The organism is Luteimonas padinae (assembly GCF_014652935.1).
Classification (GTDB): domain Bacteria; phylum Pseudomonadota; class Gammaproteobacteria; order Xanthomonadales; family Xanthomonadaceae; genus Luteimonas; species Luteimonas padinae.
The window spans coordinates 363,420-387,823 of record NZ_BMZT01000001.1; the positions used below are offsets into that span (position 1 = coordinate 363,420).

At 70.4% G+C, this 24,404-nt stretch carries 26 protein-coding genes; 11 read left to right on the forward strand and 15 right to left on the reverse strand.

Annotated features, from left to right (window positions below; translation table 11 throughout):
- Positions 1-26: 26 nt before the first annotated feature.
- The 6 genes from IE168_RS01640 to IE168_RS01665 form a co-directional block, all read right to left on the reverse strand.
- The gene (locus IE168_RS01640; RefSeq protein ID WP_189494441.1) at positions 27-449 is read right to left on the reverse strand and encodes a universal stress protein; all 423 of its coding nucleotides are present in this window, start codon (positions 447-449) and stop codon (positions 27-29) included.
- Positions 450-525: 76 nt separating this feature from the next.
- Complete coding sequence (locus tag IE168_RS01645) at positions 526-1,335, reverse strand: ferredoxin--NADP reductase (RefSeq protein ID WP_189494443.1); 810 nt, start codon at positions 1,333-1,335, stop codon at positions 526-528.
- A 161-nt stretch (positions 1,336-1,496) separates the two neighbouring features.
- Positions 1,497-3,392: an ABC transporter ATP-binding protein gene (locus IE168_RS01650; protein WP_189494445.1), complete on the reverse strand. Its 1,896-nt coding sequence runs from the start codon at positions 3,390-3,392 to the stop codon at positions 1,497-1,499.
- Positions 3,393-3,524: 132 nt separating this feature from the next.
- The gene (locus IE168_RS01655) at positions 3,525-4,421 is read right to left on the reverse strand and encodes a DUF4097 family beta strand repeat-containing protein (protein ID WP_189494447.1); all 897 of its coding nucleotides are present in this window, start codon (positions 4,419-4,421) and stop codon (positions 3,525-3,527) included.
- Between the two features lie 15 nt (positions 4,422-4,436).
- Positions 4,437-5,060: a hypothetical protein gene (locus tag IE168_RS01660; protein WP_189494449.1), complete on the reverse strand. Its 624-nt coding sequence runs from the start codon at positions 5,058-5,060 to the stop codon at positions 4,437-4,439.
- A gap of 10 nt (positions 5,061-5,070) precedes the next feature.
- Positions 5,071-5,652: an RNA polymerase sigma factor gene (locus IE168_RS01665; protein ID WP_189494451.1), complete on the reverse strand. Its 582-nt coding sequence runs from the start codon at positions 5,650-5,652 to the stop codon at positions 5,071-5,073.
- A 93-nt stretch (positions 5,653-5,745) separates the two neighbouring features.
- Between IE168_RS01665 and IE168_RS01670 the strand changes: the two genes are divergently transcribed.
- Entirely contained in the window at positions 5,746-7,272 is a 1,527-nt protein-coding gene (locus tag IE168_RS01670) for a fumarate hydratase (RefSeq protein WP_189494453.1), read from the forward strand.
- A gap of 184 nt (positions 7,273-7,456) precedes the next feature.
- Here IE168_RS01670 and IE168_RS01675 read toward each other — a convergent pair whose 3' ends face one another.
- The 5 genes from IE168_RS01675 to IE168_RS01695 form a co-directional block, all read right to left on the reverse strand.
- Positions 7,457-8,722, reverse strand: a complete 1,266-nt coding sequence (locus IE168_RS01675) for a phospholipase D-like domain-containing protein (protein ID WP_189494551.1) — start codon at positions 8,720-8,722, stop codon at positions 7,457-7,459.
- A 111-nt stretch (positions 8,723-8,833) separates the two neighbouring features.
- Positions 8,834-9,952, reverse strand: a complete 1,119-nt coding sequence (locus tag IE168_RS01680) for a phospholipase A (RefSeq protein ID WP_189494455.1) — start codon at positions 9,950-9,952, stop codon at positions 8,834-8,836.
- An 80-nt stretch (positions 9,953-10,032) separates the two neighbouring features.
- Positions 10,033-10,518, reverse strand: a complete 486-nt coding sequence (locus IE168_RS01685) for a DUF456 domain-containing protein (RefSeq protein ID WP_189494457.1) — start codon at positions 10,516-10,518, stop codon at positions 10,033-10,035.
- A 70-nt stretch (positions 10,519-10,588) separates the two neighbouring features.
- Positions 10,589-11,065: a glycine zipper 2TM domain-containing protein gene (locus IE168_RS01690; protein ID WP_189494459.1), complete on the reverse strand. Its 477-nt coding sequence runs from the start codon at positions 11,063-11,065 to the stop codon at positions 10,589-10,591.
- Between the two features lie 167 nt (positions 11,066-11,232).
- Positions 11,233-11,721: a hypothetical protein gene (locus IE168_RS01695; RefSeq protein WP_189494461.1), complete on the reverse strand. Its 489-nt coding sequence runs from the start codon at positions 11,719-11,721 to the stop codon at positions 11,233-11,235.
- A gap of 68 nt (positions 11,722-11,789) precedes the next feature.
- Here IE168_RS01695 and IE168_RS01700 point away from each other — a divergent pair, with 68 nt between their 5' ends.
- Positions 11,790-12,626, forward strand: coding sequence for a tRNA threonylcarbamoyladenosine dehydratase (locus IE168_RS01700; protein ID WP_189494463.1), 837 nt, complete (start codon positions 11,790-11,792; stop codon positions 12,624-12,626).
- Positions 12,627-12,630: 4 nt separating this feature from the next.
- Here IE168_RS01700 and IE168_RS01705 read toward each other — a convergent pair whose 3' ends face one another.
- Both IE168_RS01705 and IE168_RS01710 read right to left on the reverse strand, forming a co-directional pair.
- Positions 12,631-13,395 (reverse strand): TatD family hydrolase, encoded by a 765-nt coding sequence (locus tag IE168_RS01705; RefSeq protein ID WP_189494465.1) that lies wholly within the window; start codon positions 13,393-13,395, stop codon positions 12,631-12,633.
- Positions 13,396-13,400: 5 nt separating this feature from the next.
- A complete protein-coding gene (locus IE168_RS01710; protein ID WP_386659828.1) occupies positions 13,401-13,661 on the reverse strand; it encodes a DUF6116 family protein in 261 nt (86 codons plus the stop codon).
- A 155-nt stretch (positions 13,662-13,816) separates the two neighbouring features.
- Here IE168_RS01710 and IE168_RS01715 point away from each other — a divergent pair, with 155 nt between their 5' ends.
- The 4 genes from IE168_RS01715 to IE168_RS01730 all read left to right on the forward strand — a co-directional run bounded on the left by IE168_RS01715 (position 13,817) and on the right by IE168_RS01730 (position 18,885).
- Complete coding sequence (locus tag IE168_RS01715) at positions 13,817-14,626, forward strand: glycine zipper 2TM domain-containing protein (RefSeq protein WP_189494467.1); 810 nt, start codon at positions 13,817-13,819, stop codon at positions 14,624-14,626.
- 112 nt (positions 14,627-14,738) lie between these two features.
- Complete coding sequence (locus tag IE168_RS01720; RefSeq protein ID WP_189494469.1) at positions 14,739-15,908, forward strand: acyl-CoA dehydrogenase family protein; 1,170 nt, start codon at positions 14,739-14,741, stop codon at positions 15,906-15,908.
- 52 nt (positions 15,909-15,960) lie between these two features.
- Positions 15,961-16,515 carry a GNAT family N-acetyltransferase gene (locus IE168_RS01725; RefSeq protein ID WP_189494470.1) on the forward strand — a complete coding sequence of 185 codons (555 nt, stop codon included), beginning with the start codon at positions 15,961-15,963 and terminating at the stop codon, positions 16,513-16,515.
- Positions 16,516-16,611: 96 nt separating this feature from the next.
- Complete coding sequence (locus IE168_RS01730) at positions 16,612-18,885, forward strand: thiamine pyrophosphate-dependent enzyme (protein WP_189494472.1); 2,274 nt, start codon at positions 16,612-16,614, stop codon at positions 18,883-18,885.
- Positions 18,886-19,145: 260 nt separating this feature from the next.
- Here the strand turns inward: IE168_RS01730 and IE168_RS01735 are convergent, their stop codons facing one another.
- On the reverse strand, positions 19,146-19,634 hold the full coding sequence (locus IE168_RS01735; RefSeq protein WP_189494474.1) for an OmpA family protein: 489 nt from the start codon (positions 19,632-19,634) through the stop codon (positions 19,146-19,148).
- Positions 19,635-19,801: 167 nt separating this feature from the next.
- Positions 19,802-20,692 (reverse strand): CAF17-like 4Fe-4S cluster assembly/insertion protein YgfZ, encoded by an 891-nt coding sequence (ygfZ, locus tag IE168_RS01740; protein ID WP_229822982.1) that lies wholly within the window; start codon positions 20,690-20,692, stop codon positions 19,802-19,804.
- 29 nt (positions 20,693-20,721) lie between these two features.
- Here ygfZ and IE168_RS14675 point away from each other — a divergent pair, with 29 nt between their 5' ends.
- The 5 genes from IE168_RS14675 to IE168_RS01765 all read left to right on the forward strand — a co-directional run bounded on the left by IE168_RS14675 (position 20,722) and on the right by IE168_RS01765 (position 24,392).
- Positions 20,722-20,901: a DUF1674 domain-containing protein gene (locus IE168_RS14675; protein ID WP_268245184.1), complete on the forward strand. Its 180-nt coding sequence runs from the start codon at positions 20,722-20,724 to the stop codon at positions 20,899-20,901.
- Positions 20,902-20,992: 91 nt separating this feature from the next.
- Positions 20,993-21,382 (forward strand): succinate dehydrogenase, cytochrome b556 subunit, encoded by a 390-nt coding sequence (sdhC, locus tag IE168_RS01750; protein ID WP_189494476.1) that lies wholly within the window; start codon positions 20,993-20,995, stop codon positions 21,380-21,382.
- Positions 21,379-21,786 (forward strand): succinate dehydrogenase, hydrophobic membrane anchor protein, encoded by a 408-nt coding sequence (gene sdhD / locus IE168_RS01755; RefSeq protein ID WP_229822985.1) that lies wholly within the window; start codon positions 21,379-21,381, stop codon positions 21,784-21,786. The genes sdhC and sdhD overlap by 4 nt, the downstream gene beginning before the upstream one ends.
- 10 nt (positions 21,787-21,796) lie before the next feature.
- Positions 21,797-23,587, forward strand: coding sequence for a succinate dehydrogenase flavoprotein subunit (gene sdhA, locus IE168_RS01760; protein ID WP_189494478.1), 1,791 nt, complete (start codon positions 21,797-21,799; stop codon positions 23,585-23,587).
- Positions 23,588-23,600: 13 nt separating this feature from the next.
- Positions 23,601-24,392, forward strand: coding sequence for a succinate dehydrogenase iron-sulfur subunit (locus tag IE168_RS01765; RefSeq protein ID WP_189494480.1), 792 nt, complete (start codon positions 23,601-23,603; stop codon positions 24,390-24,392).
- The last annotated feature ends 12 nt before the right edge of the window (positions 24,393-24,404 follow it).

Genomic DNA, 24,404 nt, shown 5'->3' on the forward strand with positions numbered 1-24,404 from the left:
GCACGGTGCCGCCGCTCCCGCAGTGGTCAGCGGACGATCGTGACCGGGATGTCCGTCTGGGCGATCACCTTGCTCGACACCGAGCCCAGCAGGATGCCCTTGACCGAGCCGCGGCCGTGGGAGCCCATCACCACGATGTCGACCCTGTTGCTGCCGCCGGCGGCGAGGATGGCCTCGGCCGGTTCGCCGACCACGGCCAGCTCGCGCACGTCGGCCTTGCTGCGGGCCAGCGCCTTGCGTGCGGGGGCCAGCATGCGCTCGTGGTTTTCGGCGTGGATCCTGTCCATCGCGTCCTTCCCGATCTTGCTGACCACGCCCGGGAAGGGAGCGGCGTCCACGGCAACCAGGAAGATCTTCGCGGGCTTGGCCAGGCTCTTCGCAAGCGCATTGGCGTGCTTCGCGGCGCGGACGCTGATATCGCTGCCGTCGACGGCGACCAGGATCTTCATGCGGGGTTTCCTCGGTTCGTGCGTGATGTGCGGGATTCTACGCGGTGGCAGGCGTCCGGGCATGGCGCTTGCCGGGTCACTTCTCGACGAAGGCGCGCTCGAACACGTAGTCGCCGATGGCACCGATGCGCATCGAGGGCTTGAAGCCGCGGCCGTCGAGCAGGGCGCGGAAATCGGCCAGCATGCCCGGGCTGCCGCAGATCATCGCCCGGTCCTTCGCCGGATCCAGCGCGTCCAGGCCGAGGTCGGACATCATCTGGCCGGTTGCCATCATGTCGGTCAGGCGACCGCGCCGGGGGCGCCCGTCGAAGACGAAGTCCTCGCGGGTCACCGCAGGGTAGTAGACCAGCCGCTCGCGCAGGATGTCGCCCAGCAGCTCGTGCTGCGGCAGCTCGTTGACGATGTAGTCGCGGTAGCAGAGGTCGGCCTCGTGGCGCACGCCGTGGCAGAGCACCACGCGCTCGAAGCGCTCGTAGGTTTCCGGGTCCTTGATCACCGACATCCACGGCGCCAGGCCGGTGCCGGTGCCCAGGAGGTACAGGTTGCGGCCCGGGTGCAGGTCGCTGATCAGCAGGGTGCCGGTGGGCTTGCGGCCGATCAGGACCTCGTCGCCGGGCCTGATGTGCTGCAGGCGGGACGTCAGCGGGCCATCGGGCACCTTGATGCTGAAGAACTCGAGCTGCTCTTCCCACTTCGCGCTGGCGATCGAGTACGCGCGCATCAGCGGCTTCATGCCGCCGCCGGGCTGCTCGACCGGCAGGCCGATCATCACGAACTGGCCGTTGTCGAAGCGGAAGCCGTCGTCGCGGGTGGTGGTGAAGCTGAAGTAGTCGTCCGTCCAGTGACGGACGTCCAGCACCGTCTCGGTGCCAAACGCGGAGGACATGCGGGACCATCTGAAGGGGAGGAAACCCGCCCATTGTACGCCGCCCCAGCCTCCCCCCTGTAGGAGCAGCTACAGCTGCGACCCCGATCTGGCGACAGCGATACGGGTCGCAGCTGTAGCTGCTCCTACAGGGCGGGGGCGGGCAGGAGGGAGGGGCGGGCTCAGCGGTATCCGGCGGCCTGGAGCTCGAACAGCTCGGCGTAGCGGCCGCCTGCGGCCATCAGTGCGTCGTGGGTGCCGCTGGCCTCGATCCGGCCGTCGGCCATCACCAGGATGCGGTCGGCCATGCGCACGCTCGAGAACCGGTGCGAGATGAGGATCGCGGTGCGGTTGTCGGAAAGCTCGCGGAAGCGCTGGAACACTTCGTATTCGCTGCGGGCATCGAGCGCGGCGGTGGGTTCGTCAAGGATCATCACCTGCGCGTCGCGCATGTAGGCGCGGGCGATGGCGATCTTCTGCCACTGGCCGCCGGACAGGTCGACGCCGGTCTTGAAGCGGCGCCCGATGATCTGGTCGTAGCCCAGCGGCAGGCCGGCGACGACCTCGTCGGCCATGGCGCGGCGGGCGGCGGCCTCGATCCGGCCGCGGTCGCCCATGGCGTCGATCTGGCCGACGCCGATGTTCTCGGCCGCGGTCATGTGGAAGCGCACGAAGTCCTGGAAGATCACGCCGATGTTGGCGCGCAGGTCGTCGAGGTCGTAGTCGCGCAGGTCGCGGCCGTCCAGCAGGATCCGGCCCTCGTCGGGGTCGTACAGGCGCGCCAGCAGCTTCACCAGGGTGGTCTTGCCGGCGCCGTTCTCGCCCACCAGCGCCAGCACCTCGCCCGCGCGCAGCTCGAGGTCGACGTGGCGCAGCGCCCAGCGGGCGGCGTCGGGATAGCGGAAGCCGACGTTCTCGAACACGAAGCCGGCGGTGATCGGGCGCGGGATGGGGGAGGCGCCTGGCTTCGAGACGATTTCCGGCTGGATCTCGAAGAAGGAGTACAGGTCGTCGAGGTACATGGCCTGGCCGGCCACCTGCGAGAAGCCCACCAGCAGGCCCTCCAGCAGCTGGCGCAGGCGCCGGAAGCTGCCGGCGAGGAAGGTGAGGTCGCCGATGGTGAAGTCGCCGCGCACCGTGCGCCAGGCGATGTAGGCATAGGCCACGTAGTAGCCCAGCGTGCCCAGCGCGGCCAGCAGCGTGCCCCAGAACGCGCGCCGCCGCGCCAGCCGGCGGTTGGCCACCAGGAAGGCCTGCGACAGCGTGCGGAAGCGCTCCACCAGGAAGCGGTGCAGCCCGAAGATCTTCACTTCCTTGGCGGTGTCGACGCTGGCGCCGGTCTGGCGCAGGTATTCCAGCTGCCGGCGCTCGGCCGTCCACTGGAAGTTGAGCGAATAGTTCAGCGCGTTGAAGTGCGATTCGCCGATGAACGCCGGGATCAGGGCCACCGCCAGCAGCAGGATCAGCCAGGGCGCGTAGACCAGGAGGCCGGCGGCGAAGCTGATGATGGTGACGATGTCCTGCACCTGGCCGAACAGCTGGCCCATCAGGCTCATGCGGCCCATGGTCTGCCGCCGCGCGCGGTCCAGCCGGTCCTGCAGCTCGGGGTCCTCGAAGTCCTCGAGGTCGAGCGTGGCCGCGTGCTCCATCAGGCGCACGCTGGCGGCGTTGGTGAACATCTCCGACAGCACCTGGTCGCAGTAGGACACCAGGCGGCCGAGCAGGTCGGACAGGATCGCCAGCCCGAACTCGGCGGCCAGCAGCAGGGCCAGGTGGTCGAGGACGCCGCTGCGCCAGGCCTCGGCGATGCCGCCGCCGATGGCGCCGGCCCCCACCAGGCCGATGGCCTCGTCGATGATCAGCTTGCCCAGGTAGAGCATCGCCACCGGCAGCAGCGCCCGCAGCAGGCGCAGCGTCATGGTGGCGAGGGTCAGCGGCCGGCTGGTGCGCCAGATCTCGCGCAGGAAGGGCGGCAGGTTGCGCAGGGCGTTGACGCGCTCGCGGAACGAGGGGCGTCCGGCCTGCGGATCGGGGGAGGGGGCGGTGCGGGCGGCGGCGCCGGGGGCTGGGGTCGACATCGACGCATCATGCCGCGGGCGGCCTGAGCGTGCGAGTGAGGCGGCAGGCCACCTGGCCGCCCCGGCCGGGCGTCGCGGGCAGCGGCCGCCGTCGCGGTCGGCGGGACCTGCTCCCGCCGACCGTGCGGACGATTACTCCAGGGCCAGGCGCACGTCGCCCGAGAACGTCTCGATCGCGATCGACGCATCGCCGTTGCCGTAGCGGTGCTCGAGGCTTGCACCCGGCCCGTAGCGCTTGCGCACCACGTTGGCGCCGGGGGCGTCGATGTCGCCGCTGAAGGTCGAGGCCTCGACCCGCGCCGAGGCGTTGGCCGGAAGCGACAGGCGGAGGTCGCCGCTGACCGATTCAAAGCTGAAGCGGCCGGCGTCGGCGATGCCGCTGCGCACGCTGGCGTCGCCCGACACCGTGCTCAGCTCCAGCCGCGACGGGCGTTCGCCGCGGGTGTCCACGTCGATGTTGCCCGACACCGTTTCCACCTCCACCGCGCCGGCGATGCGGCCGCGCAGCGAGACCTTGCCGCTCACGCTGTCGACCTCGACGTCGCGGCTGTTTAGGTTGAGCCTCAGGTCGCCGCTCACGCTCTCGATCCCGGCCTTGCGCGGCGCCCCCACGGCCACCACCGTGCCGCTGACGCTGTCGATGTCGAGCTCCTCGCCGGCGATGCCCTGCACGTCGACGCTGGCCGCGACCGAATCGACGTCGAGGCTGGCCTGGCGCGGGACTTCGAGCACCAGGACGGTCTCCTCGGTGTTGTGGCTGTTGCGCGGGTAGCGCACGCGCACTGCCAGCTTGCGTCCGCTGCCGTCGATCTCGAGGCGCTCGACGCCCTCGCCCAGGCTGCCGGTGATGCGAACCTCGTTGCGGTCCCAGGTGCGCACTTCGATGCTGCCCTTGAGGTTGGACACTTCGATCTCGCCGCGGGCATCCAGCGGGCGGGTCTCGTTGATGGGGGTGGCCGCGAAGGCGGGCAGGGCAAGGCCGCCGAGGACGAGGCCCGCGAGGGCGAGGCCGGAAAAGGATCGGGACATGGGAAGGCTCCTTGGTCAGGCCTGGCGCAGGCTGAGCGCCAGGCGGTGGGCGTAGATGCGCTGCAGCCGATGGAACAGGTGCAGCGCGTCGGGATCACGGGCGAGAGCGGCGCGGACTTCGGTTGCGCTGCGTTCGAGCTCGGCGTCGAGGCCGAAGGCGGTCGCGACAGGGGCCGCGCCGGCCAGCGGGTTCGCGGCACCGGCGTCGACCTCGCGCAGCGCGCCCTGGTACTCGCGCGCCAGCGCATCGGCGGCGCGTAGCAGCGGGGCGTCGGCATCGGCCGCCGCGCCGGTGCCGACGGTCGATCCGGGAACCGGCGGCAACGCCCCGGGCGCGTCCGCTGCCGGCCACAGCTGCCAGCCGATGCCGGCGGCCAGCACCACGGCGGCGGCCGCGGCATAGCCGGCGTTGCGCCGCTGCGAACCAAGGCACCGGCCGGCGTGACGCGACGCGCGCGGGGGCGGCGGCACGGCCGTGGGTGCGACGGTCGCGGTGCCGCGCGGCTCCAGCCGGGCGGCGATCGCCGGCCACAGGTCGCTGCGCGGCGGGGCGTCGACCCGCAGCGCGCGCAGTCCGGACGCGAGCGCGCCGGGCAGGGGAGCGGGATGGTCGTCGGACCGGTCCGGACCAGTGTTCATGGCGTGTCTCCTAGGCTAGGCGCGCGCGGAGCAGCCCGCGCGCGCGGTGCAGCTGGGATTTGGAACTGCCGGTGGCCATGTCGAGGGCCGCGCCGATCTCGCCGTGGGTCCAGCCTTCGATGTCGTGCAGCACCAGCACCGCGCGGGCGCGGGGCGGCAGGGTGGCGACGGCGCGCTCGAGGTCGATGGCCAGGGCGGCGGCATGTCCGGAGGGCTCCGGGGCCGCCAAGGCGTCGAGCGCGTCGTCGTCGTCGCCTTCCAGGGCCGGCCGGACACGGCGCGCGCGCAGGTCCATCAGCGCGACGTTCACCGCCAGCCGGTGCAGCCACGTGCCGAAGGCGGCCTCGCCGCGCCAGCCGGGCAGGGCCTGCCAGGCGCGCAGGAAGGCCTCCTGCACCAGGTCTTCTGCCCGGGCGCGCTGCCAGCCGGCCAGGCGCAGCACGACACCGTGGACGCGCGCGCTGTGGCGGCGGTACAGCGCTTCGAAGGCGTCCGTATCGCCACCGGCGGCGGCCAGCGCCAGGGCATGGTCGCCGTCCCCGGCGTCGGCGGCCGGGGCTTGCGGGCTGTCGGTCATGGCGGCATCGAGCATACCCAGTCGGATGCACCGTCGCGGCGAAGGGTTCAAGCCGCGCGCGCGCGCCGGCTTAAAATGGCCGGCAAACCCCGCCATCGCGAGCCAGCCGTGACCGAGATCCGCCAGGAAGACTTCATCCAGTCCGTCGCCGACGCCCTCCAGTACATCAGCTACTACCACCCGGTGGACTACATCCGGAACCTGGCGGCGGCGTACGAGCGCGAGGAGTCGCCGGCGGCGAAGGACGCGATGGCGCAGATCCTGATCAACTCGCGCATGTGCGCCGAGGGCCACCGCCCGATCTGCCAGGACACCGGCATTGTCACCGTCTTCCTCGAGATCGGCATGGATGTGACCTGGCCCGACGCCACCATGGGCGTCGAGGACATGGTCAACGAGGGCGTGCGCCGCGCCTACAACCTGCCCGAAAACAAACTGCGCGCCTCGGTGCTGGCCGATCCGGCCGGCAAGCGCCGCAACACCGGCGACAACACCCCGGCCATCGTCAACTTCAAGGTGGTGCCGGGCGGCAAGGTCGACGTGATCGTGGCCGCCAAGGGCGGCGGCTCGGAGGCGAAGTCGAAGTTCGCCATGCTCAACCCGTCGGACTCGATCGTCGACTGGGTGCTGAAGACCGTGCCGACCATGGGCGCCGGCTGGTGCCCGCCGGGCATGCTCGGCATCGGCATCGGCGGCACCGCCGAGAAGGCGATGCTGCTAGCCAAGGAAGCGCTGATGGAGCCGATCGACATCGTCGACCTCAAGGCGCGCGGCCCGTCCAACCGCCTGGAGGAGATGCGCCTGGAGATCTTCGACGGCGTCAACGCGCTGGGCATCGGCGCCCAGGGCCTGGGCGGCCTGACGACCGTGCTCGACATCAAGATCAAGGACTATCCGACGCACGCGGCGAACCTGCCGGTGGCGATGATCCCCAACTGCGCCGCCACCCGCCATGCGCACTTCACGCTGGACGGCAGCGGCCCGGTGATGCTGGATCCTCCGTCGCTTGAGGACTGGCCGCAGATCACGTACGACGCCTCGAAGGGCCGCCGCGTCGACCTCGACACCGTGACCCGCGGGGACGTGGCGGCCTGGCAGCCGGGCGAGACCCTGCTGCTCAACGGCCGCCTGCTGACCGGCCGCGACGCCGCGCACAAGCGCATGGTGGACATGCTGAACAAGGGCGAGGCGCTGCCGGTGGACCTCGCCGGCCGCTTCATCTACTACGTCGGCCCGGTCGATCCGGTGGCCGGCGAAGTGGTGGGTCCGGCCGGCCCGACCACGGCCACGCGCATGGACAAGTTCACCGAACAGGTGCTGTCGCAGACCGGCCTGCTGGGCATGGTCGGCAAGGCCGAGCGCGGGCCGGCGGCGATCGAGGCGATCCGCAAGCACGGCTCGGCCTACCTGATGGCGGTGGGCGGCTCGGCCTACCTGGTGTCGAAGGCGATCAAGGCCGCGAAGGTGGTCGCGTTCGAGGACCTCGGCATGGAGGCCATCTACGAGTTCACGGTGCAGGACATGCCGGTGACGGTGGCGGTCGATTCGACGGGCGTGTCCGTGCACGAGACCGGACCGCGCGAATGGCAGTCGCGGATCGGCAAGATCCCGCTGCAGGTGATCGCAACCGCCTGACGCCCCACGCCGACGCCCTACGCCTGTAGGAGCGGCTACAGCCGCGACCAGCGACGAGCCCAGAGCCAATCGCGGCTATAGCCGCTCCACGGGCCATGAGGCGGTATGGTCGCAGCTGTAGCTGCTCCTACAGGCGTGGGGCGGTGCGGTCGTGGTGGCTGCAGCCGCTCCTGCAGAATCGCGGCTACAGCTGGGAGCGGATGGGGCGGACGAACTTCTCGGCGAGCTTCTCGCGCAGCGGTCTGCGCTCCCACATCTCGTGGGAGTACTGGACCGCGTGTTGCAGGTCGCGCTCGAACACTTCGGTCATGCGCGCCGCGAAGCCGCGGTCGTAGACATTGAGGCTGGCCTCGTCGTTGAGGCGGAACGAGCGGATGTCGAAGTTGGTGGAGCCCAGCGACACCAGCTCGCCGTCCACGACCAGCAGCTTCACGTGCAGCATCGTCGGCTGGTATTCGTGGATCTCGATGCCGGCCTCGAGCAGTTCGCCCCAGCTGGCCTTGGACGACAGCCGCACCGTCTCCGAGTCGATGTGCTTGCCGGGCAGGAGCACGCGCACGCGAACGCCGCGCTTGCGCGCCGCCACCAGGGCGGTCGTGATCAGCTCGTCCGGGACGAAGTAGGACGCGGTGAGGTCGATCGTGTGCTCGGCCGCGGCGATTGCCGACAGGTACATCAGGTGCATGCTCTCGCTGCCGCCGGCGGGCGAGGCGATGAAGAGATGGGCGTCCATGTCGCCGACGCGCTCGAGCGGCGGGAAATAGTCCGGGCCGTTGAGCAGGGCCCCGGTGGTCTTGATCCAGTTGTCGTTGAACGCCGACTGCATCTGCGCCACGGCCGGCCCCTCGATGCGGAAGTGCGCCTCGCGCCAGTGGTCGGGATCCTGGGCATGCCCGGTCCACTGGTCGGCGATGCCGACGCCGCCGGTGAAGCCGACCTTGCCGTCGATGACCAGCAGCTTGCGGTGCGTGCGGTTGTTCATCCGGCCGAGGTTGTACCAGTGCAGCGGACGGTAGCGTTCGACCTCGACGCCGGCGTCCTGCATCGCCTGCAGCATCTCCTCGTCCATCTTGATGCTGCCCACCCAGTCCACCAGCAGGTGCACCTTGACGCCGGCGCGCGCGCGTTCGGACAGCGCGAGCTCGAACTTCCTGCCGATGTCGCCGGACCAGTAGATGTAGGTCTCGAAGGTGATGGTCTTCTGCGCCGAGGCGATGGCGCCCAGCATGGCGGGGAAGATCTCGTCGCCGTTCTCGTAGTCGGTGACGTGGTTCCCCGGCAGAATGGCCGGCCCCAGCAGCACCGACATCTCGCGCCGGAACTGCGGGTCGGCGATCGCGTGGCGGTGCTCGATCCTGCGCTCGATCTTCTTCTCCGGCGTGGAGAAGTTCATCGCCAGCACCACGGCCAGCACCGTGATCGCGGCGGTCAGGACGATCGTCCAGGCCATGTGTTTGCGGCTCCAGGTTCTGAGGCTCATCGACTTCCTCGGCGGCGGACGCCGGAGCCGCACTGTGCGCCGGCCGCATTCAGCGGCGCGTGAAGCCGGTGGCGCCGCGGCTCAGAACCAGTCCAGCACCGAGATGCCCAGGCCGACGTAGGTGGCCTTGTGGTCGTAGTCGAGCATGCTCTCGCCGTAGCCGTTGAAGAGCTGCAGATGACCGTGCAGGTGGCTGCTGATCGGGAAGCCCCAGTCGAACTGCAGCGCGCCGCGCGAGCGGTCGCCGCTTCTCAGCGAGTGCCGCGCCATCAGCGAGAAGACCTGGTCGCCGCGCGTGTGCACGACGGTCACGTCGCCGCGGCCCATGTAGTCCTCGATGCCCGGATTGTCATCGTCACTGCCGTCGCTGATGCGGATCCAGGGCCGGAAGGTCACTGCCCAGTCCTCGCGATCGAGGCCGACGTTGAACATGATCCGGTTCCAGCTGCGCGACATCGGGTCGCTGCGGCCGTTGGACTGGTGGTTGATGCCCACCGCGGCCATGCGGCCTTTCCAGCCGCCGATCGAATAGTTGTTGCGGAACACCAGCAGCACTTCCGGCTCGTAGTTGGTTTCCCGGAACGGCCGCGAGTTGTCGGCGTTGTAGACCTGCCAGCGCGAGCTCTGGGTGTAGCCCATCCAGATGTCGCCGTTGTCGCCGAACAGGTTCTCGACCGCCTTGGTCTTGAAGCTGATCTGGAACTTGGTCTCGATGCTGTCGGTGCCGTCCATCTCCAGCGGCTGCCCGTCGAGCGACGAGGTCGGGCGGCGGTTCGGATCGCTGCTCCAGAACGCCGGCAGCAGGTACACCGGCTTGTACGCGCGCATGTTGAAGGTGCCCAGCTTGGAGTCGGCGGCCAGCTCCCAGCGGCTGTCGAGCAGCGAGCCGCGGCCGGCGTTGGCGAGCGCGCGCCGCGGGTCGGCGTCATGCGGGAATACGTCGCTGCTGGTGTCGGCCGCCGGCTCCGGGGCGCCGGTGGCCACCGCCGCGGCCGCCGCTGCCGCGGCGGCGTCGGCTTCCTGCGCGGTCGGGGCCACGCGCTTCGCAACGGTGTCGTAGCAGGCCAGGCGCTCGGCGGCGGTTTCGATGGCGACGCAGGCCTCGAGCGCCGTGGGCGCTGTGGCCGCGGGCGTTTGCGCGAGGGCCGTGACCGGGAGCACGCAGGCCAGCAGCAGGGGTGCGGAGTGGCGTCGTTCCATGGCGTCGGGTTCCGGAGGGGTCGGCGGGGAAGTGTATCGTCCCGCCCGCCCGGCCGCGGCCCGGCGATCGCCGCGGCGGATCAGAACACCCAGGCCAGCACGAACAGGCCCACCATCGTGAACGCGAGCGCCAGCTTGAGGACGGTGCCGAACACCACCCCGAGCCAGGTGCCGAAGCCGACCCGCGTGGCCTGGCCGACGTCGCGCCCATGCAGCAGTTCGCCCGCGAGGGCGCCGATGAATGGCCCCGCGAACAGGCCGATGGGGCCGAAAAAGATGCCCACCAACGTGCCGATGACCGCGCCCGCGACCGCCTTGCCGCTGGCGCCTACCCGCTTTGCGCCCAGCGCCGTGGCCCAGAAATCCACCACCAGCGAAAACGCCGTCAGGACACCCAGCACCACCAGCGTGGGAACGCCGATATAGGCGAAGTCGCCGGCCCATGCGCCCAGCAGCATGCCGGCAAACACCAGCGGCAGGCCGGGCAGCGCCGGCAGGATGGTGCCGGCGATGCCGACCAGCACCAGGATCACCGCGATGGCGTAGTAGAGGGGCTGCAGGTCCATGGGCGCAGTCTGCCAAAGAAGGACGGCCCGCGTGGCGGGCCGTCAAAGGGAGAGAGTGGATCGTTGGGGATCAGCGGACGAAGGCGCGCCCGTTGGCGACGTTGACGTACGAGCCTTCGCGGATGCCGCCCAGGTCGTTCTGGGTGACCACCGTCATCCGGCCGTTGTCCAGCCGCACGTGGATGTCGTACACCGACTGTCCCTGCACGCGGTTATGGATGGCGTTGCCGGCGACCGCGCCGCCGACCGCACCCGCCACGGTGGCGGTGTTGGTGCGGCCATCGCTGTCGGTGTTGCGTTCCGCGATCTCGCGCGCGGCCACGGCGCCGACGATGCCGCCGAGCACGGCGCCGGTGGCATTGGGCGTATTGGACGCGCGTGCGCGGTGGTCGATGCGGGTGACCACACCGCAGGTGTCGCAGCGGGCGGAGCTGCCATAGCCGCCGGCGCCGTAGCCGCCGCTGGAATATCCGGGGGACGTGCTTGCGCAGCCCACCAGGGTGGCTGCGGCGATGATCGCGCTGGCGCTGATCAGTCTGGCCTTCATCGGGGGAGACTCCTGCATGGCACCTGGAGGTGATGCCTCGCAGCCGACGTTAGTCAGGCGGCCGTGAACGGCCAATCAATCGCGGCGGCTGTCGCGGCCGGCGGGCGGACACGTGCAGGCATCGTTCATCCTGCACGTGCCCGGCCGGCGCGCGGAGCATCCTCGCCTCAGCCGCGGAAGTCGGTGTGGCAGGCCTTGCAGTCGCTGCCGATGGCTTCGAGCGTGCTCTTGAGGCCGGCGCAGTTCATCGGCGGCGATGCCAGCGCGTTGTCCAGCGTCGCCCGGAAGCTGCCGGTGTGGCTGGCGAAGCGGGTGTTGTCGCGCAGGTCGGGGAAGGCCGGGTCGAGGTCGTTGCCCAGGGTGCGCAGCGCCTGCAGGTGCGGCAGCACGTCGGTGGCCGCGCAGCGGTTGGCCTCGAGCTTCTGGTGCAACTGCGCGGAGTGCGCCGACATGAGGTGCATCGCCGCGGTGGGGTAGTGGTCCTGCCAGGTCTTCCGGCCTTCGAGGGCACGCAGCAGCATCACCACCGCGATGATGCCGAGCACCAGGCCCAGGAGGAACAGGAACAGGTAGCGACCGGCCGCCGACGGCGCCTTGCGCGGCGGGCGGGGCCTGGAGGGATCGACCGGCGTGGCTTGCGGCTGGGGCGTCGACATGCGCTGGCTTCCTGTGGTGCAGATGGCGGAAGCGGGATTGTATGCGGGCGCACCGGTAAAATGCGCCGATGGACGCAGACTGGAACCAGCGGTTCGCCGGCATCGACCGCCTCTATGGCCGCGGCGCGGTGGAGCGCTTCGCCGCCTGCCATGTCGCCGTGGTCGGCCTCGGCGGCGTCGGCTCCTGGGTGGCGGAGGCGCTCGCGCGCAGCGGCGTCGGTACGCTCACCCTGATCGACGCCGACGACCTGTGCGTCTCCAACACCAACCGCCAGCTCCCTGCGCTGGCCGGCCAGTACGGCCGGCCCAAGGTCACCGCCATGGGCGAGCGCTGCCGCGCGATCAATCCGTCGATGGTGGTGCACGAAGTGCCGAGCTTCCTGACGCCCTCCAACCTCGCGGAGCTGTTCGATCGCGGCTACGACCTGGTGGTCGATGCCTGCGACAGCTTCCGCAGCAAGGTGGAGATGATCGCCTGGTGCCGGCGCCGCAAGCTGCCGCTGGTGGCGGTGGGCTCGGCCGGTGGCCGGATCGATCCCACCCTGGTGCGCATCCGCGACCTGTCGAGGACCGAGCACGACGCGATGCTGGCGCTGGTGCGCAAGAAGCTGCGCGCGGAGTTCAACTTCCCCAAGGGCCCGAAGCGCTACTTCGGCATCCCGGCGGTGTACTCGCTGGAAAACGTGCGCTACCCGCAGGGGGATGGCAGCGTGTGCGGGCTGCGGCCGCAGGTCGGCGGCGAGGACGGCTTCAAGCTCGACTGCGGCGGCGGCCTGGGCGCGGCCACCCACATCACCGGGGCCTTCGCGTTCGCGGCGGCGGGCAAGGCGCTGGAAATGCTGCTGGCGCGTGCGCAGCCGCGGCAAGCGGCGCCCACCGGCACCCGTGCCGACGCGGACGCCTAGGACCTCAGCCCGGCAGGCCGAACAGGCGGCGCGCGTTGGCCGTGGTCGCCGCGGCCACGCCTTCCGGTGCCATGCCCCGCAGCGCGGCGATGGTGTCGCAGACCACGCGCAGCCTTGCCGGCTCGTTGCGCTGGCCGCGGTGGCCGGCGTCGGGCTGGTCCGGTGCGTCGGTTTCCAGCAGCAGGAAATCCAGCGGCATGGTCGCGGCCAGCGTGCGCAGCCGATTGGCGCGCTCGTAGGTCACCGGGCCGCCGAGCCCGAGCATGAACCCCAGGTCCCAGAGCGTTTCCGCCTGCTGCCTGCTGCCCGAAAAGCTGTGCACCACGCCGCGCACGCCGCCGGCGCGACGGATCGCGGCGGTGACCTGGTCGACCGCGCGCCGCGCGTGCACGATCACCGGCAGGCCGGCGTCGCGCGCGATGGCGAGCTGGCCCTCGAAGAAGCGCGACTGCGCGTCCGCGTCCAGGCCCTCGACGAAGAAGTCGAGGCCGCATTCGCCCACCGCGACCGGGCGCTCGCGTTCGATCCACTCCTCGAGCAGGGCCAGGTGGGGCCCGCGGTGGTGGCGCAGGAAGGTGGGATGCAGGCCGTAGGCAGCGTGCAGCCCGCGGTCCAGGGCGGCGGCTTCGCGCAGCGCGGGCCATTCGTCGGCATGGGTGGCGGGCAGCACCTGCACCACCACGCCCGCGGCACGTGCCCGGGCGACCACGACGGCGCGGTCGGGGGCGAATTCGTCGGCATCCAGGTGGCAGTGCGTATCGACCAGCATGGCGTTCAGCCGCGGCGCGCCTCGCCATCGACGACGCGGCCGCCCCCCTGCGGCGCCGGCTTGCGCTTGCGGCGCGAGATCAGCAACGCGCCCATGCCCAGCAGGAGTTCGTCGACAAAGGGCAGTGGATCGGGCACGACCACGCTGATGGCGAACAGCACGGCGGCAAGTACGAAGAGCTTCGGGTAGCTGAGCCGGCCCAGCCAGACCAGCAAGGGGGCGAGGATGGGATTGGCCACACAGGTCTCCAGCAGGAACGCGCTCATCCGCACGCTAGCACGGGCCCGGCGGCGACAGGGTTCACGATCCGTGCAGTTCGGCGCCGTCCAATCGGCACCCGTTCAGGCGGGGGGTGTTCGAATCCACCCGTCCCCCATCCATGGACCGCGCAAGCGCCGGTTTCGCCCCCGAGGAGCCTCCCATGAAAAACAACACCCTCGCCATTGCCCTCGCTTCCCTGCTCGTCGGCGGCGTCGCGGTCGCCGCCTTCCAGGGCAATCGCGACGACGGCCCGCGCGCCGACGTCGCCTCGCTTGCCGCCGATGACGCCCGCGTGGGCGACGCATTCGGCGACGGCAGCGCGCTTCCCGCCGAGGGCCGCCTGGAGTACGCCCGGGTGCTCGCCATCGAGCCGATCACCGAGCGCGAGCCGCAGTACGCCACGGTCATCGGATCCGAGGCCATCCGCGAAACCAGCACCACCAGCTCGCCGCGCGAGGTCTGCGAGGACGTGGTGGTGCAGGAGCGCCTGCCCGAGCGTGATGGGCTGACCGGTGGCACCGTCGCCGGTTCCGTCATCGGCGGCCTGGTCGGCAACCAGGTCGGCAGCGGCAACGGCCGCAAGCTGGCCACCGTGGCCGGTGCGGTCGGTGGCGGCTTCGCCGGCCGCGAGGTCGACCGCCGCCACGTCGGCGGCCGCGTGGTCGAGCGCGTCGATCGCCAGTGCCGCACCGTGCACGACAGCTCGCAGTCCTCGCGCGTGGTCGCGTACAACGTGACCTACCGCAACCCGGACGGCACCACCGGCAGCATGCGCACCGACAGCAAGCCGGCCAACCGCATTGCCCTTGGCGACACCGAAGTCACCGTCGGTTATGACGTGACCTACGAGTACGACGGCGTCGAGCGCAGCATCCGCATGGACGAGCGCCCCGGCGACCGCCTGCCGGTGATCGACGGCCAGGTGGTGACCCAGGTGGCCGCCGTGGAGGGCGGCGCCACGCGGGGCTGAGTCCCGCCGCCGGGCGTACCCCCGGAATGGCCGCGCTCCTTCGGGGCGCGGCCATTTCATTGGCGTGCCGCGCGGCTACAATGCGGGGTTTCCGCCCACCGGTAACGCTTCCATGGCCCTGAACCCCTACGACCTCTACGACGTTCGCTCCCTGCTCAGCGAGGAGGAGCGCGCCGTCCAGGACACCGTGGCCCGGTTCACCGACGAGCGCGTGCTGCCGATCATCGGCGAGTGCTTCGACGAAGGCCGCTTCCCGACCGAGCTGATCCCGGAGATCGCGGGTCTCGGCCTGCTCGGTGCGACGCTCCCGGCCGAGTACGGCGGGTCCGAGCTCAACTACGTCAGCTACGGCCTGATCTGCCAGGAGCTCGAGCGCGGTGACTCCGGCCTGCGCAGCTTCGCCAGCGTGCAGTCCTCGCTGTGCATGTATCCGATCTTCGCTTACGGCACCGAGGAGCAGAAGAAGCGCTGGCTTCCGGACATGGCCGCGGGCAAGGTCATCGGCTGCTTCGGCCTGACCGAGCCGCACGGCGGCTCCGACCCGGCGAACATGAAGACCCATGCCAAGCGCGACGGCGACGACTGGGTGATCAACGGCTCCAAGATGTGGATCACCAACGGCAACCTGGCCGACATCGCCATCGTGTGGGCGCAGACGGATGACGGCATCCAGGGCTTCGTGGTCGAGAAGGACTTCCCCGGCTTCAAGGCCCAGGTCGTGAAGCACAAGATGAGCCTGCGCGCCTCGGTGACCAGCGCGCTGTTCTTCGACGGCGTGCGCGTGCCGGAGGCGAACCGCCTGCCGAACGTGAAGGGCCTGAAGGGGCCGCTGGGCTGCCTGACCCAGGCGCGCTACGGCATCACCTGGGGTCCGATTGGCGCCGCCATCGCCTGCCTGGACGAGGCGCTGGAGTACAGCAAGGAGCGTATCCTGTTCGGCCGCCCGGTGGCCGCGACCCAGAGTGCGCAGATCAAGATGGCTGACTGGGCGCGCCGCATCACCGCCGCGCAGCTGCTGTCGCTCCAGCTCGGCCGCCTGAAGGACGCCGGCAAGATGCAGCCCACGCAGGTGTCGCTGGCGAAGTGGAACAACTGCCGCATGGCCATCGACATCGCGCGCGAGGCGCGCGACCTGCTGGGCGGCGCCGGCATCACCACCGAGCATTCGCCGATCCGCCACGCGCTCAACCTCGAATCGGTGATCACCTACGAGGGCACCGAGACCGTGCACCAGCTGGTGGTGGGCCGCGAACTGACCGGCATCAACGCCTTCGGCGGCTGAGCGCCCATCCGGCCGCGCACCGGCGCGGCCCGTATTGCTGCCGGAGCGCCACATGTCCCTGGCCGACCTCAGGATCGAAACCGAACGCCTGGTCCTGCGCCTGCCGCAGGCCGGGGACTTCGAGCGCTATGCCGAACTGCAGGCCGATGAAGAGGCGGCGCGCTGGATCGGTGGCCACCAGCGGCGCGCCGCGGCCTGGCGCAAGTTCCTGCAGCAGCCGGGCGCCTGGATGATCCAGGGCTTCGGCATGTTCTCGATCATCGACCGTGACAGCGGCCTCTGGCTGGGGCAGGGCGGGCCCTGGAAGCCGGACGGGTGGCCGGGCAACGAGATCGGCTACATGCTCCACCGCGATGCCTGGGGCAAGGGCTACGCCACCGAAGCACTGCCGGCGACCATCGACTGGGCGCTGGCCAACCTCGGCTGGGACGACTTCATCCACTGCATCGCACCGGAGAACGCGGCTTCGCAGAAGGTGGCTACGCGCCTGGGCTCGACCCTGCGCGGGCCAGTCCGGCTGCCGCCGCCGCACGAGGACGCCGCCTGCGAGATGTGGGGCCAGACCCGCAGGCAGTGGCTCGCGCGCCGACAAGGCTTGCCCGCATGACCGCTGCAGAGACATCAGGCTTCGTGCCCGAGCATTCCCAGACCCCCGAAGTCGCCGCGCTGCCGGCGACGCCCTGACCACGGAACCCGTATCGCCATGCCGCAGGCCGTTTCCAACCCCATCCCCGCCCGCATGCGCGGCCTCAACCGCGCCGAGATCTGCGACGTCAACTTCAGCGAGTTCGTGCGCGGCTGGGAAGGCCGCGCCGGGCAGGCGCCCGGTGATCACGAAGCCGTCCTCTCCGGCAGCGCGCTCGACGCCCGCGGCTTCCGCGAGCTGTTCGAATCGCAGCTCATCAGCCGCCACCTCGACCTGATGGCGCGCGTGCTGCGCGTGCAGAACAAGGTTTTCTACACCATCGGTTCCAGCGGCCATGAAGGCAATGCCATGGTCGCGCGCGCGACGCGCCACACCGATCCGGCGTTCCTGCACTACCGCTCCGGCGGCTTCATGGCCGAGCGCTTCCGCAAGCTGCCGGGCATGGATCCGGTGATGGATTCAGCGCTGTCGTTCGCGGCCTCGAAGGAGGATCCCGCGTCCGGCGGCCGTCACAAGGTGTGGGGCAGCAAGCCGCTGTGGGTGCTGCCGCAGACGTCCACCATCGCCTCTCACCTGCCCAAGGCCTTCGGCACGGCGGTGGCGATCGAGCAGGCGCGACGCATCGGCCATGCGCTGCCGATCCCGGCCGACAGCATCGCCATCTGCTCCTTCGGCGATGCCTCCAGCAACCACGCCACCGCGCAGACCGCGTTCAACGTCGCGGCGTGGACCGCGTACCAGAAGCTGCCGGCGCCGGTGCTGTTCGTGTGCGAAGACAACGGCATCGGCATCTCGGTGAAGACGCCCGACGGCTGGATCGCGCGCAACTTCAGCCAGCGCCCGGACCTGGACTACTTCGCAGCCGACGGCCTCGACCTCGCCTCGGGCTACGGTGACGTGCAGAAGGCGGTCGAGCACTGCCGCCGCACCCGTCGCCCGACCTTCCTGCACCTGCGCACCACCCGGATCATGGGTCACGCCGGCACCGACTTCGAGATCGAATGGCGTCCGATCGAGGAGCTGTGCGCGGTCGAGGCCACCGACCCGCTGCTGCGCTCGGCCGCGATCGCGCTGGAATCGGGGCTGATGTCGAAGGACGATGTCCTCGACCTGTACGAAGCCACGCGCGCGAAGTGCTTCGCCGCCGCCGAGGACGCCGACCGCCGGCCGCGCCTGGAGTCGCTGGAGGAGGTGACGGCGCCGCTGGCGCCGTACACGCCGGACGCGGTGGCCGCCGAGGCGGCGCGCGCCGACTATGGCGACCGCCGCCTCGAGGTTTTCGGTGGCGAAGCGAAGCTGCCCGAGAGCCAGCCGCCCAAGCACCTCGCCATCCAGATCAACCAGGCCCTGCACGACCTGTTCGCGAAGTACCCCGAGACGCTGCTGTTCGGCGAGGACGTGGCGCAGAAGGGCGGCGTCTACACCGTCACCAAGGGCCTGCAGAAGGCCTTCGGCCCGCGCCGCGTCTTCAACACGCTGCTGGACGAAACCGTGATCCTGGGCCTGGCCCAGGGCTACGCCAACATGGGCCTGCTGCCCATGCCCGAGATCCAGTACCTGGCGTACTTCCACAACGCCTGCGACCAGATCCGCGGCGAGGCGGCCAGCCTGCAGTTCTTCAGCAACGGCCAGTACCGCAACCCGATGGTGATGCGCATCGCTTCGCTGGGCTACCAGCGCGGCTTCGGCGGGCATTTCCACAACGACAACTCGATCACCGCGCTGCGCGACATTCCCGGCCTCGTGGTCGGCTGCCCGAGCCGTGGCGACGACGCGGTCACCATGCTGCGCACGCTGATGGCGATGGCCAAGGTCGACGGCCGCGTCTGCGCCTTCCTGGAGCCAATCGCGCTGTACATGACCAAGGACCTGCACGAGGCCGGCGACGGCGGCTGGCTGACGGAGTTCCCGGCGCCGGGCGAGGCCATGCCGTTTGGCGAAGGCCGCGTCTACGGCGACGGCGCCGACGACCTGGTGGTTTTCACCTTCGGCAACGGCGTGCCGATGAGCCTGCGTGCAGCGCGTGCGATCGAGGCGAAGCATGGCTGGAAGGTGCGCGTGGTCGACCTGCGCTGGCTGGCGCCGCTCAACGAAGGCTTCATCCGCGAACAGGCCGCGGGCGCGAAGCGCATCCTCGTCGTCGACGAAGGCCGCCGCAGCGCCGGCGTGGGCGAGGGCATCATCACCGCGCTGGTGGAGGGCGGCCTGGCCGGCATTCCGCTGCAGCGCGTGGTGGGCGCGGACACGTTCACTCCGCTTGCGGGCGCCGCCTTCCTGGTGATCCCGTCCGAAGAGCAGATCGTGGCCGCCGCCGACCGCCTGGCCGGCTGACCGCTGCGCTGGCCGCACCCGCCTGGCAGGTTGGCCGCTGCGTCGGCCATACCCGCCTGGCAGGTTGCCGCTGCGTCGGCCATGCCCGCCTGGCAGGTTGCCGCCATACGCTGGCTGCGCCCACCTGACGGCCTGTAGGAGCAGCTACAGCTGCGACCGACGGCATTCCGAGCTGTGGCGATGTCTTGGTGATGCCGGTCGCAGCTGTAGCTGCTCCTACAGGGCAGGCCTGGGCAGGCCAGGCCAGTGCAAGGGGTATGTCAGGGCGCGATGACGCGCACCTCGACGCGGCGGTTCGGCGCCAGGCAGTCGATCAGCGCCTGGCCGCGTTCGCCTTCGCAGGTGGCGACCGGCTCGACGCTGCCGCGGCCCACGGCGGTGACCTTGTCCGCCGGCACGCCGGCGGCGACCAGATGGTCACGCACCGCGGCCGCGCGCTTGCGCGACAGTTCGACGTTGGCCGCGTCCCGGCCGATGCGGTCGCTGTGGCCGATCACGTGGACCACGTCGATCCCCGGCGTCGCCAGCACGCGCGCGGCCAGCGCGTCGAGCTCGCCACGTCCGGCATCGCTCAGGTTCGCCACGCTGGCCTTGCCGAACGCGAACAGCGCGTCGCCCGACAGCGTGTGGTCGAACGAGGCCGGTGCCGGCGGCGCGGGCTCGGGAGCGGGCGGCGGCGTGGTGGAGCAGGCGGTGGCGAGGCAGGCGGTCGCGAATGCCGCCAGCAGCGGCTTCGTGTATCGATGCATGGATGGTCCCCTTGGTGTGCAGCTGCGCCAGGCACCATGCCCGGCGTCCCTCCGGATCCCCTGTGCCGGAGCATAGCCCGCATGCGTGACGCTTCTGCAACCTGGGTCGCGTTTCCCGAAACTGCGGGAGCAGCGGCCAGCGCGTTCACGGCCGCTCTGGCCGGCGGTCAGCGGGCGAGGCCGTCCCGCAGCGCCAGCGGTACCAGCGGCATCCCGTCAACGGCCAGCCCCGGGGCATCCTCGGGCCGTTGCAGCGGCAGCACGGCCAGCACCAGCGCCGCATGCCCGTCCGCCTCCCCGGCCGCGGCTGCCGCCGATGCCACGGCGCCGATCGCGCGCTCGCCTTCCATCACCGGGGCCTCGTGCGCAGGCAGGGCATCTGCCGCGAACAGTCCGGGCCCGCGCTTCGCCTGGCCGAGGAAGTGCGTGCGCGCCACGATCTCCTGGCCGGGGTAGCAGCCCTTGCGCACGCTGTAGGCCTTCAGGCGTTCCAGCGACAGCTGCTGCGGTGTGAACGCCTCCAGCCCGGCGGCACCGGGGCGGGGCAGGCCATGGGCCAGGTCGAAAGCGCGCCAGCGGGCGAGGGCGTCGGGATCGGACGGCGCTGTGCAGCCCTGGCAGATGCGCAGCGTCCGTGGCGTCGTGCCGTCGCCCAGGTCGAGTTCGAGGCGCCCCTTGGCATCGGTCGCCGTCATGGCTCCGGAGGCCCCGGCCGGTGCGCTGAACGAAGCGCACAGCGTCAGCCCGCCAGGCACCTGCAGCTTCACCTTGCTGCGGAATACGAAGCGCTCCATCGCCGCCTTCAGCGCGCCGGCATCGCCGTCGGGCAGCAGCAGCCAGACGGTTTCGGGGCCCACGCGCAGCAGCGCGAACAGCGCCTGCACCCGCCCCTTGGGCGAGAGCCAGCCGCTCCACTGCCACTGCCCGTCGGCGAGGGCGGCGACATCGCTCATGCACTGCGCCTGCGCGAAGGCGACGGCGTCGCGGCCTTCCAGGGCGAGCAGGGCGTGGTCGGAAAGGGCGAAAAACGGCGCCTTGACGGCGGCTGGCTTGTCCAAACTGTGCTCCGGGACGTAAACTTCGGCTCGTGCCAGACCCCGCAATCATAGGCGAAACGCCGCCTCGGACCGTTCCGGACGCAAGGTCGGACGATTCCAGGGCCACTCCCGTGACGCCGCCAGCGGCGCCGGAACAGGGCGGCCGCGGAGGTCTGGATCCGACGCGCTACGGGGACTGGGAAAAGAACGGACGCTGCATCGACTTCTGATGCCGCGGGCTGCAGGACGCGGCCGGAAGTCCCACCTGTCTATGGAAGCCAACGCGGCCTCACCGCCGCCCAGCGAGAGATGCCTGCCGCGATGACCCACCCCAAACGCCCCCTGTCGCCGCACCTCCAGGTGTACCGCTGGCAGATCACCATGCTGATGTCGATCCTGCACCGTGCCACGGGCATCGCCCTGGTGGCCGGTGCGTTCGGGTTGGCCTGGTGGCTGCTCGCCGTCGCCGCCGGTGGCGACGCCTATGCATCGGCCGCGGCCTGCCTGGCGTCGCCGCTGGGCAAGCTCGCGCTGTTCGGCTTCTCGCTGGCGCTGGTCTACCACCTGCTCAACGGCATCCGCCACATGCTGTGGGATTCGGGCTGGGGCTTCGAGCTGCCCGAGGTCTACCGCTCCGGCTATGCGGTGTTCGGCCTGACCGTGGTGCTGACCGCGCTGATCTGGTTCTTCGCGATGGGAGGTGCGGCATGACCGACGTCGACGCCAAGGCGATCCCCGAGTACCGCACGCCGCTCAAGCGCGCGCGCCGCCTGGGTTCGGGCAGGTCGGGCACCGGCCACTTCTGGTGGCAGCGCGTCACCGCCATCGTGCTGGCGCTGCTGGTGCCCTGGCTGGTCGGCACCCTGGTGTCGATGGTCGGCGCCGACCTCGGCCAGGTGCACGAGGTGTTCTCGCGGCCGTGGAACGCCATCCTGATGGCGCTGTTCGTGGTCGCGCTGTTCTGGCACGCCAAGCTCGGCCTGCAGGTGGTGATCGAGGATTACGTCCACGACCGCGCCACCGAGCTCGCGCTGCTGGTGCTCAACCTCCTCCTGTGCAGCCTCGGCGCGCTGACGTCGCTCTACGCGATCGCCCGGATCGCGCTGCTGGCCTGACGAGACCGAAATGACCAACGCCTACAAGATCACCGAACACAAGTACGACATGATCGTGGTCGGAGCCGGCGGCGCCGGCCTCCGCGCCACGTTCGGACTGGCCCAGAAGGGCCTGCGCACCGCCTGCATCACCAAGGTCTTCCCGACCCGCTCGCACACCGTCGCGGCGCAGGGCGGCATCTCCGCCGCGCTCGGCAACATGGGCGAGGACGACTGGCGCTTCCACTTCTACGACACCATCAAGGGTTCCGACTGGCTGGGCGACCAGGACGCGATCCAGTACATGTGCCGCGAGGCGATCCCGGCGATCATCGAGCTCGAGCACCAGGGCGTGCCGTTCTCGCGCACCGAGGAGGGCAAGATCTACCAGCGTCCCTTCGGCGGCATGACCACGCACTACGGCAAGGGCATCGCCCAGCGTACCTGCGCCGCGGCCGACCGCACCGGACACGCCATGCTGCACACGCTGTACCAGCAGTCGCTGGCGCACCAGGCCGAGTTCTTCGTCGAGTACTTCGCGCTCGACCTGATCATGGACGACGAGGGCGTCTGCCGCGGCGTGCTGGCCATCGACATGGCCGAAGGCACGCTGCACCTGTTCCGCGCCCAGGGCACGGTGCTGGCCACCGGCGGCTACGGCCGCGCCTACTTCTCCGCGACCTCGGCGCATACCTGCACCGGCGACGGCGGCGGCATGGCGCTGCGCGCCGGGCTCGGCCTGCAGGACATGGAGTTCGTGCAGTTCCATCCCACCGGCATCTACGGCGCCGGCTGCCTGATCACCGAGGGCGTGCGCGGCGAAGGCGGCATCCTGCGCAACGCGCAGGGCGAGCGCTTCATGGAGCGCTATGCGCCCAACGCCAAGGACCTGGCGTCGCGCGACGTCGTCAGCCGCTCGATGACCATCGAGATCCGCGAGGGCCGCGGCGTCGGCGAGCACAAGGACCACATCCACCTCGACCTGACCCACCTCGACCCGAAGGACATCCACGAGAAGTTGCCGGGCATCGCCGAGAGCGCGCGGATCTTCGCCGGCGTCGACGTCGAGAAGCAGCCGATCCCGGTCATCCCCACCGTCCACTACAACATGGGCGGCATCCCGACCAACTACCACGGCGAAGTGGTGCAGCTGAAGGACGGCAATCCCGATGCGGTCGTGCCGGGCCTGTACGCCATCGGCGAGGCCGCCTGCGTCTCGGTGCACGGCGCCAACCGCCTGGGCTCGAACTCGCTGCTGGACCTGGTGGTGTTCGGCCGCGCGGTGGCCAACCGCTGCGCCGAGACCATCAAGCCGGGCGCGCCGCACAAGCGCCTGGCCGGCGACGCCTGCGACAAGGCGCTGGCCAACCTCGACAGGCTGCGCAACGCCAACGGCGGCACGCCGACGGCGGTGATCCGCGACAACATGCAGCGCACCATGCAGGCCGACGCGGCGGTGTTCCGCACCGGCGAGACCCTGGCCGAGGGCGTGGCGAAGATCCGCGAGATCCACGCCTCGTTCGCCGACGTCAAGGTCAGCGACCGCTCGCTGGTCTGGAACTCGGACCTGATCGAGACCATGGAGCTGCAGAACCTGCTCGGCCTGTCGCTGGCGACGATCGTGTCGGCGGAAAACCGCAAGGAATCGCGCGGCGCGCATGCCCGCGAGGACTTCCCGGACCGCAACGACGCCGAGTGGCAGAAGCACTCGCTCACCTGGGTGGACGACGCGGGCAACACCCGCATCGACTACCGCCCGGTGCACATGTACACGCTCGACGACGAGGTCGAAGTCGTCCCGCCCGTTGCGCGCGTCTACTAGGATCGATAAGCAGATGGCCGAATTTTCGCTCCCCAGGAACTCCAGGGTCCACAAGGGCAAGCACTTTGCGGCGCCGTCGGGTTCGACCCGCGTGCGCCAGTTCAAGGTCTACCGCTGGAGCCCCGACGACACCGAGAACCCGCGCACCGACACCTACGAGGTCGACCTCGACAAGTGCGGCCCGATGGTTCTCGACGCGCTGATCAAGATCAAGAACGAGGTCGATCCCACGCTGACCTTCCGCCGGTCGTGCCGCGAGGGCATCTGCGGTTCGTGCGCGATGAACATCGACGGCACCAACACGCTGGCCTGCACCAAGGCGATCGACGACTGCGGCAAGGGCAAGGGCGAGGTGCCGATCTATCCGCTGCCGCACATGGAGGTGGTCAAGGACCTGGTCCCGGACCTGACACATTTCTATGCGCAGTACGCGTCCATCCAGCCCTGGATCCGCACCCAGAGCTCGCCGCCGCCGGACCGCGAGCGGCTGCAGTCGAAGGAGGACCGCGCCAAGCTCGACGGCCTCTACGAGTGCATCCTCTGCGCCTGCTGCAGCACCTCGTGCCCCAGCTACTGGTGGAACGGCGACCGCTACCTCGGCCCGGCGATCCTGCTGCAGGCCTACCGCTGGATCGTCGATTCCCGCGACGAGGACACCGGCAAGCGCCTGGACGACCTCGAGGATCCGTTCAAGCTCTACCGCTGCCACACCATCATGAACTGCACCCGGACCTGCCCGAAGGGGCTGAACCCCGCCAAGGCGATCGGCTCGATCAAGCAGCTGATGCTGGAGCGCCAGGTCTGATCCACGACGCGC